The organism is Flaviflexus huanghaiensis, assembly GCF_014118685.1.
Lineage (GTDB): Bacteria > Actinomycetota > Actinomycetes > Actinomycetales > Actinomycetaceae > Flaviflexus > Flaviflexus huanghaiensis.
This window is the reverse complement of sequence record NZ_JACFAK010000007.1, coordinates 148,948-163,658: the sequence shown is the minus strand read 5'-3', so window position 1 is coordinate 163,658 and position 14,711 is coordinate 148,948. Positions and strand designations below refer to the sequence as shown.

The following is a 14,711-nucleotide window of genomic DNA, read 5'->3' as shown; positions in this document are numbered from 1 at the left end:
AAAATGAAGGCTTCCCCTGAACGGGGATTGTCTGGCCTACTTCTTAGCGCTCTTTTGGCCTGAAACAGGCCGCTCACATGGCACACAACCAGAGCTGAAACGACCTACAAATAGTTGATCACAGACAAAGGCATCGACCTATCCAGGTGGGACGCCCACGACCTCGAAGCCGTCGCCCTAGCTCTGAATAACCGCCCCCGAAAAGTCCTGGCATTTCGAACCCCTGTAGAGGTCTTCGCCGAGCAGTTAGAATCGATTCAAGACAGCAGTGTTGCAACGACCGATTGAACCCACACAATTTACGTCCATTCGCTACGGCGAGACGCTCGGGGATTCCGAGGTGGTCGCTTCGGTGGGTTCCAAGGGCGATTCGTTCGATAACGCCATGGCCGAGGCACTGAACTCCAACTACAAAGGAGAACTCATCGACCGCAGATCCTGGTCCGGGCTGATCGAGGTTATGGCCAAGACGTCCGAATGGGTTGGGTGGTACAACCATTCCCGCCTGCACTCCTCGATCGGACACCAACCCCCACGCGAAGTCCACAACGAAGTAGTAACAGCCCCCTTCCTGCGGGCCACCGCAGCATAGAAAACCAGAAAAAGAACCCTCTACAAAAACCGGGGCTTGACATCTGATCTTGCCGTGGCCGCACTGGAAAACGCAGTCAGCATACGCGGGCCAGTTGCCGGTTGTGTCGTCCACAGCGACAGAGGCTCGCAGTTCCGTAGCCGAGATTTCTTGGCCGCGCTGAATCGCCACGGACTGGTCGGGTCAATGGGCCGGGTCGGGGCTGCTGGTGATAATGCAGCCATGGAGAGCTTCTTCGCTCTGCTACAGAACAACGTTCTCGATCGTCAGCGCTGGGCCACTCGTGACCAGCTGCGCGGTGCGATCATGGCCTGGATCGAAGGGACCTATCATCGTCGGCGCCGACAAGCCGGCCTGGGACGTTTGACTCCGATCGAATTCGAAACCATGATGAACACACCCGCCGCAACAGCGGCATGAAAACAAGCTGTCACCTAAACCTTCAGCAGACCCAAATGATGGGCTGGGATAAAGACTGGTTCCCTAAGAAGCGCCTGCGCCTGTACTTCGCTGAACCCGACAGCCGCGACGAAATCTGGTGGCTCCACTTGGCTCCGAAGAGTACACGCGGTAACTGGTATGAGGAGCAGAATGGCCATATCGAGGAGGCGGTCGAACGTGCGCATGACTGGGCGGACCGGAATATCTGAGTGGCACTTCACGTGACATCCGGAGGTCCCAGATGTAACCTTTAGGTTGAGCGCTGCTAGGCGGCGCCGATAAAGCAAGTAGGGAGGCGATTAGATCATGGACCTGTACGCGGAGCTAGGTATTGATCCGACGGAACCCGGCATGCGTAGCGCAATCGACATGGAGAGGCAACGTCGCTCTCTCATGCGCAAACTCATTGAGATCCGTAACTCGCGCGGCCTCAACACTTCGGACGTCGCTAAAGAGCTTCAGATTTCTCCTCAAGCGGCAGCACGCATCGAAGCCGGAAACCGCGATGCACGCCTGTCGACCATCACCCGCTATGCCATAGCGGTAGGCGCGCACGTCAGCATTGAAATCGAGCCTGTAGAGGATGTCTACGAGCGTCCCGAGCACGCCGTACGCGATGTGCATCGCCCGGGTCTCAAGGTGCGTCTGGAGAAGATGGCGGACCGTGCCATTTACGAGCCGCAGTTAGCAAGCGCTAGGACGCCCGCTGCGGGGACGAGCTTCAGGATGTCGGTCAATGGCTGAGAATGGACAAATGAATCCGGGGTTGGAAAGCTACCTCGGCTCACTGGACTTGACTGACCTAAAGTTCTTGAGTCTGAGTGTTGACACGCTTCTGGTGCAGGACGGTTCCCCGCCTTCGAGCAAGGCTCCCGAAGGTGCAAACGCGGCGTCAGAGCCTAAGGGTGAGTTCAATTTCGCAATCTCTGACCTTCAGGTGCGCGAGAGTGCACTTCAAGTTTCCGTAGAAGCCACCGTAATTAATCCCAAGGTGAGGGGGCGGATCAGTATAGGGGCCGCTTTTCAGTCACGAGCCGACCACCCCACAGTTGAACTAGACGAAAAGGCCCAGGCGCAGTTCGTGCGGCAGGTCGCATTCCCACATATTTATCCGCACCTGCGTGCGATCTTCCCGCCGCTCTTCGCTCTCGCGGGCCACAACATCCCGATGCTTCCAATGATTCGAATTGGGGATTTCGTAGAGCAGCCTGACGAAGGGTAACCTGCGAGTTTCACGGGCAATGTTTCCGACTCGACTCGTATCCTCGGGCTTGTGTCTGAATCCGATCTCATTGCCGCTCTCGAGGATGCGGGTGTGCATGCGGTCTTCCTGCCGTACCCGAAGCCTGGCGCCCATTGGCATGCTCAGCGGTTGATCGTGGTCGATGCTGGTCTGTCGCCGCGGTGGCAACGCTGCACTCTCGCACATGAAGCCGTCCACGCTTGGTATGGCCATGACGGTCCGTGTGGGCCGTAGGTGGATGAGCAGGCGGCCAGCCTTCTTGTCGCCGCAGAGGCTTACCGGGTGGCTGAGCGGCTACATGGTCCGGATGTGCATGCGATCGCAGACGAGCTCGACGTCACCGACTGGATCGTCCGCGCCTACTAGAGGACGCTACGCAAGGCGGCCTAAAAGCCACATTCCGCAGAATGTGGGTCCTCCCTTGGTTAGGCTTGGCAACAAGTATCTACCGAAAGGACATGACAATGGGGTTCTTCTTTCGCCGACGCAAGCGGCTTGGCAAGAACACAAGCCTGAACATCTCTAAGTCCGGCGCTTCAGTCTCTCGCAAGGCAGGTCCGATCACTTTTAACAGTCGCGGCCGCGGCAGTATCCGCCTTGGCAAAGGGAAATCCTGGCGGTTCAAGCTCTAGGCGATCTCGAGGAGTTTCGTCGAGACCTGTTCGAGCGCGAGCCGTGACTCGTCGAGGCTGACGTGGATGTAGGCCTTGGTGGAGATCATCGATGAGTGGCCCATGATGCGGATGATGACCGGCTCCGGCACGTTCAACGATGAGAGCAGTGTGCCGGTCGTGTGGCGGGCCTCGTAGAGGTGGTAAGGCCGATCGTCGCGGGCGATCTCGGCATCGACAGTGATCGACCGCCAGTCGGCCTGATCTTCGGGGTCCTTTTTCGGTCTGCCGCCGGTGCCGGGCCACACAAGCCCATACGGCGACACAGGTGAGGATGCCTGCCAGGAGGCGAGGAGTTCGGGCATCGGGTCGACGAGCGGGATGATGCGCTTGCCGGCAGCCGTCTTCGGCCGCACGAGATGCCACGCATCGACAAGGTACCGCACCTCGTGATCCTTCGGGACACGGAACCCCAACGCCCTGTCCCGCGGGATGTTGTAGCGCAGCGCCTTCAGCTGCCAGGACACATCCATCGTCAGCTCGTCGAGATCGAGCGCATCCCAGGTGAGCCCGCGGGCCTCAGCGGGCCGCAGGCCTTGGAGGAAGGCGGCGAACCAGCGAGACGCATCATCGCGCTCGAGCGCGGCCGCGAGGATGAGGCGGGCGTGGGGGAGTGGGATGTCTTCGCACGGTGACTCGCCGAGCTTGGGCGGTGGAACAGCGAACACCGAGACCGGCACTGTATGTCCTTCGGCGAGGGCTCCTTTCAAGCATTGGCGGAGGACGGAGTGGATGCGGACCGCGGTGGAGGAGGCACGCTTCGCGAGGACCGCGGTAGTGACCTCTCGGATGTGGGCGGCGGAGAGGCGTTCGAGGCGGACGTGGCCGATGGTGGGGATGATCCAGGTCGTGATGGCGGAACGGTCGGCGGTGTAGCCGTCTTGGCGGACCTGGCTGACCCGGATCTGCAGCCATTGCTCGGCCCAGGCTTTGACGGTGATGGTGCGTTGGGCGCCTTAGGCCGGGATGCCGGTGCGGGCGATCTCCCGCTCCTTGTCGCGCAGCTTGCGGAGGGCTTCGCGTTCGGTGCGTCCAGAGACGGTGATGCGCCGGCGGGTGCCTTTCGAGGTCCAGCCGGCTTCGATCGTGCCCCGCCAGCGGCAGTCGCCTGTTTGGTAGACGGAGCCGGATCCTTTCCGCCGTGTCCTCACATGCTCTCCTCACGAAAATGGTAGCCATTCTGGTAGCCATCACCAGCCCTAACTAGCCTATGCTGAGCGACGGTAAACGGCTATTTATCAACGTTTTCTCGCTTTCCATCATACCCGAACTAATCACTCGTAATGAATAGGTCAAGAGTTCGATTCTCTTAGGCGGCTCCGACATGATTCCCCGTCACTCGTGGCGGGGAATTCCCATCCCGTGGCACGCGAGCACGGCGATTCTTTACGAGCGTTCTCGAACTGGCTGGCGAGGCGTATTCGTCTCATCGTTACTGTTCACAGGTTGGGACGGTCATCCCGTCCTCTGAACGTCCTTCTACCATGTGGAGATACACGCTCGCCGTGTCGTCGGCCTGAAGGATCAAGACAACGCGGTCCATTCCTATTGACGCCGAATCTCCCATGAAAGGACACACCGTGAAGAACACGCGACATTTCCTCGCACTCGCGGCCAGCGCAACGCTTGTACTTGCTGGATGCGGCTCCGACACCGAGACCTCTGATGAGACCACCGCTGCGGCCGCAGATTCGTACTCCATCTCCGTCACCCAGATCGTTACTCACGCGTCGCTTGATGCGTCAATCCAGGGGTTCAAAGACGCGATCGATGACGCCGGTCTCGACGTGACGTTCGATGATCAGAATGCGAACAACGATCAGACCGTTGTTGCTTCGATCTCGGGCGCGGTCGCAGCGGGCGACTACGACCTCGCTCTGGCCGTGGGAACACCGATGGCCCAGGGCCTCGCGCAGGCCGTCTCTAACATCCCGGTGTTGTTCACTGCCGTGACCGATCCGGCAGGCGCTGGGCTTGTCGACACACTTGCAGAGCCGGGCGGTAACATCACGGGCACGTCCGACGCGAACCCCGTTGAGGAGCAGATCGGTCTCATTAAGGAAATCGATCCTGAGGTTGAGACGATCGGCGTCATCTATCACTCCGGCGAGCCCAACTCCCAGGTCCAGGTCGACTGGGTGAAGGAAGCCGCCGCTGACCTCGACATCACCGTTGAAGAGGCCACTGTCATTAACACGTCAGAGGTGCAGCAGGCCGCAAACTCACTCGACGTCGATGCGATCTACGTACCGACCGATAATACGGTCGTCTCCGCACTCGACTCCGTCCTTCAGGTCGGCGAGAGCAAGGGCATCCCCGTGTACCCGGCCGAGGGCGATTCGGTTGCCAACGGCGGTCTCGCCACCTACGGAATCTCCTACTACGACCTTGGCTACCAGACTGGCGAGATGGCGGTTCGGATCCTCGTTGAGGGTGAGGACCCGGCCACGATGGCGGTCGAGACCCAGCAGGACCTACTCGTCTATCTCAACCTCGCGGCAGCCGAGCGCATGAACGTGACGATTCCTCAGGCAGTCATCGACCGCGCCGAACCCGACAACATCATCGAATGACCTCGTGAGAGGCGGGTGCACGTCCCCGCCTCTCACAGGGTATGGAAGGATCCTGAATGGTCACCGCCGTTGAACTTGGACTGCTCTACGCCGTCATGGCGCTCGGCGTCTATCTCACGTTCAGGATCCTTGAGTTCGCTGACCTGACCGTCGACGGCAGCTTCACAACCGGAGCCGCCGTCGCGGCGGTCGGCATCGTCAACGGCTACCACCCCCTTGTCGCGTCAGTCGCTGCATTTGGCGCGGGGATGATCGCAGGCTCGATCACGGGACTCCTTCACACCAAGGCGAACATCGACGGGCTTCTCGCGGGAATCCTCACCCAGATCGGCCTCTATTCGATCAACCTGCGAATCATGGGTGCCGCGAACATCTCGCTTCTTCGCCAGGACACGGTTTTCTCCGGATTGCGAGAAGCCGGACACATGGGAAGCGGGTCGTGGGTTGGACCCGCAGTCCTCTTGCCGGTCGCCCTCGTCGTCCTCCTCATCATCATTTGGTTCCTCCACACTGACCTTGGGCTTGCCATGCGGGCCACGGGCGACAACGCCGAAATGATCCGCTCCTTCGGTGTTTCCACCGATACACAGAAAATCCTCGGGTTATCTTTGTCGAATGGCCTCGTCGCCCTCTCCGGTAGCCTCATCGCCCAGTACCAGGGATTCGCTGATGTCTCCATGGGAATCGGCATGATCGTTGCCGGCCTTGCCTCTGTCATCATCGGGCAGGCGATCATCGGCAGGCTCACAGTCTATCGGGCCGCCACGGCCGTTGTTCTCGGCGCGGTCCTCTACCGCATCGTCATTCAGCTGGCGCTGCAGGCGGGCCTCAACCCGAACGACATGAAGCTCATCTCTGCCGTCCTCGTCGTCCTTGCACTTGTCCTGCCTCAGATGAAGCTCTTCAAGCGAGTCCCTTCGCGATTCAAAGCGTCAGCTGACGTGCCGATCGACCGAGATCCCGTTCCCTCGGAACCGGTTGCGACGGGCGATGCGGATGCTCCCGGCCAGAACGCTCCCGGAAAGGCACTCTGATGCTTCACCTCACCAGCATCAACAAGACGTTCTTCCCTAGCACGGTGAACGAACGCAGAGCCCTCGTCGACGTCGAGCTCGAGCTCAAGGAACGAGACTTCGTTACTGTCATCGGGTCGAACGGCGCAGGCAAGTCCACCCTCCTCAACATTGTCTCCGGGTCAATTAAAACCGATACGGGGTCGGTTGAGATCGATAGTCGCGATGTCACGAAACTAACGGACTACCAGCGGGCCGCGTACGTCGGCCGGGTCTTCCAGAACCCGTCGGCAGGCACAGCACCGCACATGACGATCGAGGAGAATCTCGCGATCGCCTACATGCGGGGTAAGCGCCGCGGCGTGCGCCGCGCGGCCGCGAAGAGCCGGAGGGAGTTCTTCCGTGAGCAACTGACGTCTCTTGAGCAGGGTCTTGAAGATCGCCTCGACGACTGGGTGGGCCTGCTTTCAGGCGGTCAGCGGCAGTCTCTTTCGCTTCTCATGGCGACGTTCACTCATCCGCGGGTCCTTCTGCTCGATGAGCACACGGCAGCGCTTGACCCGCAACGAGCCGCGTCTGTGACGAAGCTGACGGTCGATCTGGTCGAACGCCACAGCCTGACGACGCTCATGGTCACGCATAACATGGAGCAGGCTCTATCAATGGGCAATCGCCTCATCATGATGCACGAAGGCCGGATCATCATGGATGTGTCCGGCGCGAAGAAGAAGTCGATGACCGTCAAGGATCTGCTCAATGCGTTCGCTAGCAGGGCTGAGCTCTCTGACCGCACCTTGCTCGGATAGGCTCCGCGATTTAATGGTTTCGGCGCTCATGGTAGGCGCGTAAGGGCGTCTCGCGTCATGGTCCAGAGTCAGATTCCGAGAATCAACGAGGCCCGTCCGATCAGGACGGGCCTCGCCAACTTTGACACTTGGGAAGTAATGTCGTGACTTCACTGTAAGCCTTCGTCCTGCAACGACATTGGGACTTAAGCCTAGTCTTTGAGTACTACTTTGGGTTTCCCCTCATGACATGTAGGTGCGTCATCACATTGATACGGTAAATATCGGAAGATTTGTGCATTCACGTCCCTCGTTATGTTTACCGTGTTCTGTGAACGGGCGCTGGTTATAGCGCCTGCCTCACAATGTGGAGCCTCGTCCTGCGTGGACGAGAATTCCAGCTCGATAGCAGTAGGCTCTGCGTGGAGGGCGTGCACAGTTGGTGTGACGCGCCGCAGATACGACCATCGAAGGGCCCGATGAATACTGAGGATGAGAAGCAGGACGTGCTTGCCCGGTCGGAACGACTCGAGCGCCTCCCGTTCACGAAAAAACTTGGGAAGCTTCTCGGCACCTCGGGTGTCGGCTGGGCATTGGACGCGATGGATGTCGGACTGATTTCCTTTATCGTTGCCGCTCTCGCGCAGCAGTGGGGGCTGACCGATACAGAACGATCGTGGATCATCTCGATCGGCTTCATCGGCATGGCGATCGGCGCAACCCTGGGAGGGCTCCTCGCCGACAGGATCGGCCGCCGCTCCGTATTCGCCCTCACACTTCTCGTCTACGGGCTGGCGACGGGAGCCTCCGCCCTCGCGGGGTCTGTTGCAGTTCTTCTTGTATTCCGCTTTATCGTTGGACTTGGCCTCGGTGCGGAGTTGCCGGTCGCCTCCACTCTCATGTCGGAGTTTGCCCCGAAGAATATTCGTGGCCGTGTCATCGTTTGGCTCGAGGCATTCTGGGCCCTCGGATGGATTGCCGCCGCCCTTATCGGCTACTTCGTCGTGGCAGGTTCCGACGACGGTTGGCGGTGGGGCCTCGTCATCGGCGCTGTGCCCGCCTTCTACGCCCTCATCATCCGCCTCCACACTCCCGAGTCCGTGAGGTTCCTCGAGACGAAGGGAAAGTACGCCGAGGCCGAGAAGATCGTGCAGGAGTTCGAGGCGTCCGCCGGTCCGGCCTATACCTACAGTGGCCCGACCGTCGAGTCGCACGAGGATGCTGAGCGGCTCGCTGTTCCCCAGCCAGACAAGAAGCTGACAATCTGGTCGAAGCCCATGAGACGGCGCACTGCCGCTCTATGGACCATTTGGTTCGCGATCAATTTCTCGTACTACGGAGCCTTCACGTGGATCCCGTCGCTGTTGACAGCTCAGGGTTTTTCTCTCGTGAGGTCGTTTGAGTTCACCCTCATCATCACGATCGCCCAGCTGCCAGGTTATTTCGTCGCGGCCTATCTCATTGAGAAAATCGGCCGCCGCAGCACACTCGCGATCTTCCTCGCTGGTTCAGCCGTCGCCGCGATCCTTTACGGTCAGGCGAGTGCGGACTGGCACATCATCAGTGCTGGCATGATGCTGAGTTTCTTCAACCTCGGCGCATGGGGCGCCCTCTACGCGATCGGTCCCGAGTTGTACCCAACGACGGTGCGCGGAACAGGGACAGGTGCGGCTGCTGGCTTCGGTCGTATCGCCTCCATCATCACTCCGCTCCTCGTGCCCGTCTTCCTGTCGGTTGGCGGCAATGTCCTCGTCTTCACGATCTTTTCGGTCGCGTTCGCGATTGCGGCGGGGGCCGTGTTCTTCCTGCCGGAACAGCGCGGAAAGCCCATTCTCTAGCTCGTCAGGCCCACGCACGGGAGCGTTATGTTCTCAGGCCTCGGCGTCGAGATGCTGCCCCACGGCGGTGAACACCCGAAGCAGAACCTCTTCGTCACCCGGTGAGAGACGGTTGAGGAAGTACTCTTCGACCTGACAGGAGTGAAGCTTGGCTGCCGCATGGAAGACGCGGCGGCCCTCCTCGGTCAGCGTCGCAACAGCGCCTCGCCGGTCGGCGTCCTCGGCCTCCCTTACAACAAGTCCGCGGTCAGCCAAGTGCCGTACGCGATACGTGATCCGCGAGGGTGCGAAGACCATGCGATTGGCGAGCTCCCCCATCCGCATCGAGCCGCCCGCCTCTGTGAGAAGAAGGAGCAAGTTGTAGTCGGTGAGTCGTAACCCCGTCTCGTCCTTGAGCGACTTCTCGAGTCGATCGCGCAGCAGGGCGGTTGCCTCCCAGTAGGCCCGCCAGGCCTGCCGGGAGATATCGGCTTCCCGATGCCCGGGAGTCGCCGCTCGCGACCAGAGATTATCTGTTAAGGAGCTGGTCAAAGGGAATCACCTCGAGCTCTTTCTCGCGAATCTGCTTCTTGCGGGGCCGGGCTGGCATGCCCTCGAGAAGGGCCGCGAGGCTCGCCCCTGCGCTTGCAATCCTCGTGTGGATGGGCTCCGTCTTAGTCGACTCGGCGGCCCCCTGAGCCTCGCCCCAATCATCCGATGCTGCGAAGACGGAAACGGGAGCGGCGACGGCCTTAAGATAGGCGAAGAGTGGCCGCATCGCCTGGTCGATGATGAGTGAGTGCCGTGCAGTGCCGCCGGTTGCCCCAAGGAGCACCGGTGTGCCAGCGAAGTCCTCTTCATCGATGAGATCCCAGAATGACTTAAACAAGCCAGAGTACGAAGCCTTGAAGGTCGGGGTGACGGCGATGACGGCGTCCGCCTGGAGGACCTGGTCGATGGCATCCTGAAGCTCCGGCGAATTGTTGTGGGCGATGAGGGCGTCGGAAATAGCGCTTGCTAGGAGCCTGAGTTCGATGACGTGCACCTCTGGAACGATGCCCACGTTGGACAGGGCGTCCGTTGTCGCCTCGGCGAGCCTGTCGGCCAGCATCCGCGACTGAGACGGATCGCCGAGACCTCCCGAGACGACAGCGATGTGTCGGGCCTCGGGCGTGAATGGGTCCGTGTTTTCAAAAGCTGCGTCGTACTGCATCAATTCCCTCCCTGGGCGGCTGCGGCCGCCTCAAGCTTCTCGAGACGCGCCTGAGCATCCTGCCAGGCGCGAGAGCCCTCCTTGCCGCCTGCGACGGGGTTGTCGCCCGACCGGGCGCGCTCGACGAGGAACTCGTGTGTCGGAGCATCCGGCACGTCGGCCGGACGATTCTTCGCGAACTCCTCGCGCAGGATCGGGAGAACGTGCTCACCAATCATGTCGATCTGCTCGAGGACGGTCTTCTGCGGCAGGCCAGCATGATCGATGAGGAACATCTGGCGTTGGTAGTCGCCTACCCACTCTCGGAATTCGAGGGTGCGATCGATGACCTGCTGGGGTGATCCGACGGTCAGCGGCGTCATCTTCGAGAAGTCCTCGAGCGACGGGCCGTGCCCGTAGACGGGGGCATTGTCGAAGTACGGCCGGAACTGGCGGACAGCCTCCTGCGAGTTCTTGTGGACGAAAGCCTGGCCGCCAAGCCCAACGTATGCCTGATGGGCTTGGCCGTGGCCGTAGTACTCGTACCGCTGGCGGTAGAGCCGCACCATCTGGATGACATGCTCCTTGTTCCAGAAGATGTTGTTGTGGAAGAAGCCATCACCGTAGTACGCGGCCTGCTCGGCGATCTCGGGGGACCGGATCGATCCGTGCCAGACGAACGGCGCGACATTGTCGAGCGGCCGTGGCGTCGACGTAAAGTTGTTGAGCGGTGTCCGGAACTGTCCCTGCCAGTCGATGTTCTCCTCGCGCCACAGGCGGTAGAGCAGGTTGTAATTCTCGACGGCGAGCTGAATCCCGTTGCGGATGTCCTTACCAAACCAGGGATACACCGGTCCCGTGTTGCCTCGGCCGAGTGCCAGATCAACACGGCCGTCCGCCAGGTGCTGAAGGTAGGCATAGTCTTCGGCAAGACGCACCGGGTCCATGGTCGTGATGAGAGTCGTTGCGGTCGAGAGAATGATTTTCTCGGTCTGCGCTGCGAGATAGGCGAGGAGCGTCGGCGGGTTGCCGGGTGCCACGAAGGGCGGGTTGTGGTGTTGGCCTGTGGCGAACACGTCAAAGCCTGCGTCCTCCGCATGCTTCGCCATCTCGACCGTGGCTTTAATGCGGGCGTTTTCCGTCGGGGTTTCCCCAGTCGTCGGGTCCGTCGTGATATCGCCGATTGTGAATATTCCGAACTGCATAGTCTCTCCTTCACCGGAATTTAAAGTAATTCAAATTTGAACTACTCGATGTAACGCAGGACTGTCCCTTTTATTCCCACGCCGTCCGGCGGCACCCGACAGCCCGGGGGACGAGTGGCTGGAGTCGGCTTGGTGATATCCAGACGAGAGTTATTCGTGGCATAACGTTGTGGTGGACCGTCCCGCAGTGGGAGGCCGGAAGGAGTGCGTTGTGATCTTCATCGTTGTCAAGTTTCCCGTTAAGCCCGAGTACGCGGACCGGTGGGGAGAGATTTCCGCAGAGTTCACCGAGGCGACCCGCGCTGAGCCAGGTAATAAGTTCTTCGAGTGGTCGCGCTCCCTCACGGATCCGAACACGTATGTTCTCGTCGAGGGATTCGAGAACGATGGGGCGGGTCCCCATGTTTCATCAGAGCATTTTAAGAAGATGCAGGAGGAGTTCCCCACGTACCTCTCCGCAACCCCGAAGATCCTCTCGCGCCACATCGATGGCGACGACTGGGACGATATGGGAGAGCTGGCGGTCGGGTAGGGACGTTCGCCACGTGGAACCGGGCGCTTGAGCAGATACATATGGGGTGTGAGGCCACTGGGTCTCGCCGTTGAGCGGCAAGAAGCCGCTGGAGCCAGGAGGAACAATGGAACCGCGTCTACCGCGCGCACTCACTGGAGTGGAATCGAAGCCTGCGCTGATCGTGCCAGTGTTCGGGACACCGCACGAACTCGCCGCAATGGTGGAGCAAGCCGCAGCGGCCGGCGCCGACGTTATCGAATGGCGGGCCGACCTGACGGATGACTGGGATTCGAGTGCCGATGTCTTGGCAGATTCTCCGCTTCCAACGATCGCGACGGTCCGCTCCGATCGCGAGGGCGGAAAGTTTCCCGGTGAAGGCCATAACTACGCGGCAGCCGCGATGAAGCTCGCAACCATGCAGTTCGACGTCCTCGACGTCGAGATCAAGCGCTCGGCTGCCTTCCAGATCGTCCCGATCGCTCACGACCACGGCATCCCCGTCATCACCTCTCACCACAACTTCGATGCGACGCCGCGCAATGAGGAGATCATCGAGACCCTCGAGGACATGGCCGTCGTGGGGGCGGATCTGCTCAAGATTGCCTTCCACCCCGCCCATGCTGACGACACGTGGCGGCAGATGGAGTTGACGAGGGGCCTGGGTCATCGTTTCGGCGCCCCCATCATCTCCATCTCCATGGGCCTCGACGCCGCGTGGACGAGGCTCGCCGCTGCCGCCTGCGGGTCGGTCGCCACTTTCGGAACCGTCGGCAGCGAGTCTGCTCCGGGCCAGATGGACGCCGTCTTGGTCCGTACTGTCCTCGATGCGCTCGATCGGTAGAATGAAGGGTGTGGAGAACCTACTCGCCGTCCTGCCGTCCATCCTCGCTCTCGGAGCCTTCGTCGCAGTTATCAAGCTGGTCATGAACTCCGACCGTCTTGAGCGCAAGGCGGAGGCCGAGCTGGATGCCCAGGAGGCGGAGAAGTCTCGTCAGGATGAACAGGCGGGCTAGGTCCGCCGTCCCGAATCCACGACATCTCTCATGGAAAGATAGATATATGGTCTACAAACTTGTCTTGCTCCGCCACGGCGAGAGCGATTGGAACGCAAAGAACCTATTTACCGGATGGGTCGATGTCCCGCTCTCCGAGAAGGGCGTGGAAGAGGCGAAGCGCGGAGGCACCCTTCTCACTGAGGCTGGCGTCTCGCCCGATATTCTCCATACGTCGCTCCTGCGCCGCGCGATCTCGACCGCGAACCTTGCGCTCGATGTCGCCGACCTCCACTGGATCCCCGTCAAGCGCAACTGGCGGCTCAACGAGCGCCACTACGGCGCCCTCCAGGGTAAAGACAAGAAGCAGATCCGTGACGAGTACGGTGAAGACCAGTTCATGCAGTGGCGCCGCTCCTACGATGTGCCGCCGCCGCCGATCGAAGCTGGCTCGGAATTCTCGCAAGATTCCGATCCGCGTTACGCGGGCGAACCCATCCCCGCAACCGAGTGCCTCAAGGATGTCCTCGAGCGCCTCTTGCCCTACTGGGAGGAAGAGATTGTCCAAGACCTGAAGTCTGGCAAGACGGTCCTCATCGCCGCGCACGGCAACTCCCTACGCGCGATCGTTAAGCATCTCGACAACATCTCCGACGAGGAGATCTCGGGCCTCAATATTCCGACCGGAATCCCGCTCTACTACGAGCTCGACGAGGATCTGTCACCCATCACTCCCCGGGGCACCTACCTCGACCCGGAGGCAGCTGAAGCCGCTATCGCGGCAGTCGCCAACCAGGGCAAGTAATACGCCTGAGCTAAAGATCTAGGCCCCGTTCAATCATGAACGGGGCCTATGTCATGTGAGCCGATTCCCTCAGCGTTGCTCTTCGACCGTCTCTGCGATCTCTCGAATCGTCTCATCGCGCTCGGCGAGGTGTCCGGTCACGAGGAAGGTAATGCGGCGAGCAATTGACACACCGTGGTCGCCGTACCGTTCCATGTAACGTGCGAGAAGGACCGTATCGATGACCTCCTGGCGAGAGAGCTCGCGAGACTCGTCGAGGATGAGCTCGAACGACTTGTGGTGTAGCGCATCGAGGACGTTATCCTCCTCCTCGATCATCTCGGCCAGCGAGAGATCGTGAGAGTCGAGAAGCTCGGCAACCCGCTGACCAACGACACTCGCGTGCTCCGCCATCTCAACCAGCAGATCGTAGACGGGCCCCGTGTTGACGCGCTCGGGGTAACGGCCGCGGGCGACGTAGGCGACATGCCGCGCGAGGTCTCCCATGCGCTCGAGGGTGGAGGAGATACGGAGGACCGAGACGACGGTACGCAGATCGGCTGCGACCGGGGCCTGCCGTGCGAGAACCGAGATGCCCATCTCGTCGAGGTTGCGTTCGAGGGCGTCGATGCGCTTATCGGCATCAATAACCTGTTCCGCCAGCGCGATGTTCGCGTCTTTCAGCGACCTGGCGGCACGTTCCATTGACCTGGCGGCTTCGCGACCCTGCTTGAGCAGATCATCGCCAAGTTGCTGCAATTCCTGCCTGAAGATCTCGCGCACAATAACTCCTGATGTTCTAAGGACGGTCCCTCATGACGTGAAGGTTTTCCTTGATTACCTCATCATACTGAGGTTAACGCGCGATGATCACGCGGTGAACTCCCGT

The 14,711-nt window shown here is 60.5% G+C and carries 21 protein-coding genes and 3 pseudogenes; 17 read left to right on the top strand and 7 right to left on the bottom strand.

Features of this window, described 5'->3' with window-relative positions:
* Window positions 1-126: 126 nt before the first annotated feature.
* From H7E91_RS07110 to H7E91_RS12230, 9 genes and pseudogenes are all read left to right on the top strand, one after another.
* A pseudogene (locus H7E91_RS07110) lies at window positions 127-288 on the top strand (IS30 family transposase); the annotation flags it as partial.
* The gene (locus tag H7E91_RS12005) at window positions 269-592 is read left to right on the top strand and encodes an integrase core domain-containing protein (protein WP_338401756.1); all 324 of its coding nucleotides are present in this window, start codon (window positions 269-271) and stop codon (window positions 590-592) included. The pseudogene H7E91_RS07110 and the gene H7E91_RS12005, both read left to right, overlap by 20 nt.
* Window positions 593-619: 27 nt before the next feature.
* A pseudogene (locus H7E91_RS07100) lies at window positions 620-1,012 on the top strand (transposase); the annotation flags it as partial.
* A gap of 38 nt (window positions 1,013-1,050) precedes the next feature.
* Window positions 1,051-1,242 (top strand): hypothetical protein, encoded by a 192-nt coding sequence (locus H7E91_RS07095; protein ID WP_182354395.1) that lies wholly within the window; start codon window positions 1,051-1,053, stop codon window positions 1,240-1,242.
* A gap of 97 nt (window positions 1,243-1,339) precedes the next feature.
* Complete coding sequence (locus tag H7E91_RS07090) at window positions 1,340-1,777, top strand: helix-turn-helix transcriptional regulator (RefSeq protein ID WP_182354394.1); 438 nt, start codon at window positions 1,340-1,342, stop codon at window positions 1,775-1,777.
* On the top strand, window positions 1,770-2,255 hold the full coding sequence (locus H7E91_RS07085; RefSeq protein ID WP_182354393.1) for a hypothetical protein: 486 nt from the start codon (window positions 1,770-1,772) through the stop codon (window positions 2,253-2,255). The genes H7E91_RS07090 and H7E91_RS07085 overlap by 8 nt, the downstream gene beginning before the upstream one ends.
* 51 nt (window positions 2,256-2,306) lie before the next feature.
* Complete coding sequence (locus H7E91_RS12110) at window positions 2,307-2,510, top strand: ImmA/IrrE family metallo-endopeptidase (RefSeq protein WP_182354392.1); 204 nt, start codon at window positions 2,307-2,309, stop codon at window positions 2,508-2,510.
* Complete coding sequence (locus H7E91_RS12000; RefSeq protein WP_277814791.1) at window positions 2,511-2,642, top strand: hypothetical protein; 132 nt, start codon at window positions 2,511-2,513, stop codon at window positions 2,640-2,642.
* A gap of 41 nt (window positions 2,643-2,683) precedes the next feature.
* On the top strand, window positions 2,684-2,908 hold the full coding sequence (locus H7E91_RS12230) for a DUF4236 domain-containing protein (RefSeq protein WP_422111036.1): 225 nt from the start codon (window positions 2,684-2,686) through the stop codon (window positions 2,906-2,908).
* Here H7E91_RS12230 and H7E91_RS07070 read toward each other — a convergent pair.
* The 3 genes and pseudogenes from H7E91_RS07070 to H7E91_RS07065 all read right to left on the bottom strand — a co-directional run bounded on the left by H7E91_RS07070 (window position 2,905) and on the right by H7E91_RS07065 (window position 4,098).
* Entirely contained in the window at window positions 2,905-3,627 is a 723-nt protein-coding gene (locus H7E91_RS07070) for a tyrosine-type recombinase/integrase (protein WP_182354390.1), read from the bottom strand. The two genes, H7E91_RS12230 and H7E91_RS07070, sit on opposite strands and share 4 nt — an antisense overlap.
* A gap of 15 nt (window positions 3,628-3,642) precedes the next feature.
* Window positions 3,643-3,888, bottom strand: a pseudogene (locus H7E91_RS12225) (phage integrase central domain-containing protein); the annotation flags it as partial.
* Window positions 3,889-3,903: 15 nt separating this feature from the next.
* Window positions 3,904-4,098 carry a hypothetical protein gene (locus H7E91_RS07065; protein WP_182354389.1) on the bottom strand — a complete coding sequence of 65 codons (195 nt, stop codon included), beginning with the start codon at window positions 4,096-4,098 and terminating at the stop codon, window positions 3,904-3,906.
* 429 nt (window positions 4,099-4,527) lie between these two features.
* Between H7E91_RS07065 and H7E91_RS07060 the strand changes: the two genes are divergently transcribed.
* The 4 genes from H7E91_RS07060 (at window position 4,528) to H7E91_RS07045 (ending at window position 9,156) form a co-directional block, all read left to right on the top strand.
* The gene (locus H7E91_RS07060; protein WP_338401755.1) at window positions 4,528-5,520 is read left to right on the top strand and encodes an ABC transporter substrate-binding protein; all 993 of its coding nucleotides are present in this window, start codon (window positions 4,528-4,530) and stop codon (window positions 5,518-5,520) included.
* 56 nt (window positions 5,521-5,576) lie between these two features.
* A complete protein-coding gene (locus H7E91_RS07055; RefSeq protein WP_182354387.1) occupies window positions 5,577-6,554 on the top strand; it encodes an ABC transporter permease in 978 nt (325 codons plus the stop codon).
* Window positions 6,554-7,339 carry an ABC transporter ATP-binding protein gene (locus tag H7E91_RS07050; protein ID WP_182354386.1) on the top strand — a complete coding sequence of 262 codons (786 nt, stop codon included), beginning with the start codon at window positions 6,554-6,556 and terminating at the stop codon, window positions 7,337-7,339. Before H7E91_RS07055 ends, H7E91_RS07050 begins: the two co-directional genes overlap by 1 nt.
* A 458-nt stretch (window positions 7,340-7,797) precedes the next feature.
* Complete coding sequence (locus tag H7E91_RS07045) at window positions 7,798-9,156, top strand: MFS transporter (protein WP_182354385.1); 1,359 nt, start codon at window positions 7,798-7,800, stop codon at window positions 9,154-9,156.
* A gap of 33 nt (window positions 9,157-9,189) precedes the next feature.
* Here the strand turns inward: H7E91_RS07045 and H7E91_RS07040 are convergent, their stop codons facing one another.
* Genes H7E91_RS07040 through H7E91_RS07030 form a run of 3 tightly spaced genes read right to left on the bottom strand, consistent with a single transcriptional unit; the run spans window position 9,190 to window position 11,532 of the window.
* Complete coding sequence (locus H7E91_RS07040) at window positions 9,190-9,687, bottom strand: MarR family winged helix-turn-helix transcriptional regulator (protein WP_182354384.1); 498 nt, start codon at window positions 9,685-9,687, stop codon at window positions 9,190-9,192.
* Entirely contained in the window at window positions 9,665-10,348 is a 684-nt protein-coding gene (locus H7E91_RS07035; RefSeq protein WP_182354383.1) for a CE1759 family FMN reductase, read from the bottom strand. The genes H7E91_RS07040 and H7E91_RS07035 overlap by 23 nt, the downstream gene beginning before the upstream one ends.
* Window positions 10,348-11,532 (bottom strand): LLM class flavin-dependent oxidoreductase, encoded by a 1,185-nt coding sequence (locus H7E91_RS07030; protein ID WP_182354382.1) that lies wholly within the window; start codon window positions 11,530-11,532, stop codon window positions 10,348-10,350. Before H7E91_RS07030 ends, H7E91_RS07035 begins: the two co-directional genes overlap by 1 nt.
* A gap of 211 nt (window positions 11,533-11,743) precedes the next feature.
* Here H7E91_RS07030 and H7E91_RS07025 point away from each other — a divergent pair, with 211 nt between their 5' ends.
* The 4 genes from H7E91_RS07025 to H7E91_RS07010 all read left to right on the top strand — a co-directional run bounded on the left by H7E91_RS07025 (window position 11,744) and on the right by H7E91_RS07010 (window position 13,843).
* On the top strand, window positions 11,744-12,064 hold the full coding sequence (locus tag H7E91_RS07025) for an antibiotic biosynthesis monooxygenase (RefSeq protein WP_182354381.1): 321 nt from the start codon (window positions 11,744-11,746) through the stop codon (window positions 12,062-12,064).
* Between the two features lie 106 nt (window positions 12,065-12,170).
* Window positions 12,171-12,887, top strand: coding sequence for a type I 3-dehydroquinate dehydratase (aroD, locus tag H7E91_RS07020; RefSeq protein ID WP_182354380.1), 717 nt, complete (start codon window positions 12,171-12,173; stop codon window positions 12,885-12,887).
* A gap of 10 nt (window positions 12,888-12,897) precedes the next feature.
* The gene (locus H7E91_RS07015; RefSeq protein WP_182354379.1) at window positions 12,898-13,059 is read left to right on the top strand and encodes a hypothetical protein; all 162 of its coding nucleotides are present in this window, start codon (window positions 12,898-12,900) and stop codon (window positions 13,057-13,059) included.
* Window positions 13,060-13,105: 46 nt separating this feature from the next.
* Complete coding sequence (locus H7E91_RS07010) at window positions 13,106-13,843, top strand: phosphoglyceromutase (RefSeq protein ID WP_182354378.1); 738 nt, start codon at window positions 13,106-13,108, stop codon at window positions 13,841-13,843.
* Between the two features lie 69 nt (window positions 13,844-13,912).
* Here H7E91_RS07010 and phoU read toward each other — a convergent pair whose 3' ends face one another.
* A complete protein-coding gene (gene phoU / locus H7E91_RS07005; protein WP_182354377.1) occupies window positions 13,913-14,605 on the bottom strand; it encodes a phosphate signaling complex protein PhoU in 693 nt (230 codons plus the stop codon).
* Between the last annotated feature and the right edge of the window lie 106 nt (window positions 14,606-14,711).

Coding starts and splice junctions, on each gene's coding strand:
- H7E91_RS07050 (WP_182354386.1), top strand. CDS start 6,554: ATGCTTCACCTCACCAGCATCAACAAGACGTTCTTCCCTAGCACGGTG.
- H7E91_RS07095 (WP_182354395.1), top strand. CDS start 1,051: ATGGGCTGGGATAAAGACTGGTTCCCTAAGAAGCGCCTGCGCCTGTAC.
- H7E91_RS07035 (WP_182354383.1), bottom strand. CDS start 10,348: ATGCAGTACGACGCAGCTTTTGAAAACACGGACCCATTCACGCCCGAG.
- H7E91_RS07055 (WP_182354387.1), top strand. CDS start 5,577: ATGGTCACCGCCGTTGAACTTGGACTGCTCTACGCCGTCATGGCGCTC.
- H7E91_RS07030 (WP_182354382.1), bottom strand. CDS start 11,532: ATGCAGTTCGGAATATTCACAATCGGCGATATCACGACGGACCCGACG.
- H7E91_RS07085 (WP_182354393.1), top strand. CDS start 1,770: ATGGCTGAGAATGGACAAATGAATCCGGGGTTGGAAAGCTACCTCGGC.
- H7E91_RS12230 (WP_422111036.1), top strand. CDS start 2,684: ATGTGGGTCCTCCCTTGGTTAGGCTTGGCAACAAGTATCTACCGAAAG.
- aroD (WP_182354380.1), top strand. CDS start 12,171: ATGGAACCGCGTCTACCGCGCGCACTCACTGGAGTGGAATCGAAGCCT.
- H7E91_RS07045 (WP_182354385.1), top strand. CDS start 7,798: ATGAATACTGAGGATGAGAAGCAGGACGTGCTTGCCCGGTCGGAACGA.
- H7E91_RS07090 (WP_182354394.1), top strand. CDS start 1,340: ATGGACCTGTACGCGGAGCTAGGTATTGATCCGACGGAACCCGGCATG.
- H7E91_RS07010 (WP_182354378.1), top strand. CDS start 13,106: ATGGTCTACAAACTTGTCTTGCTCCGCCACGGCGAGAGCGATTGGAAC.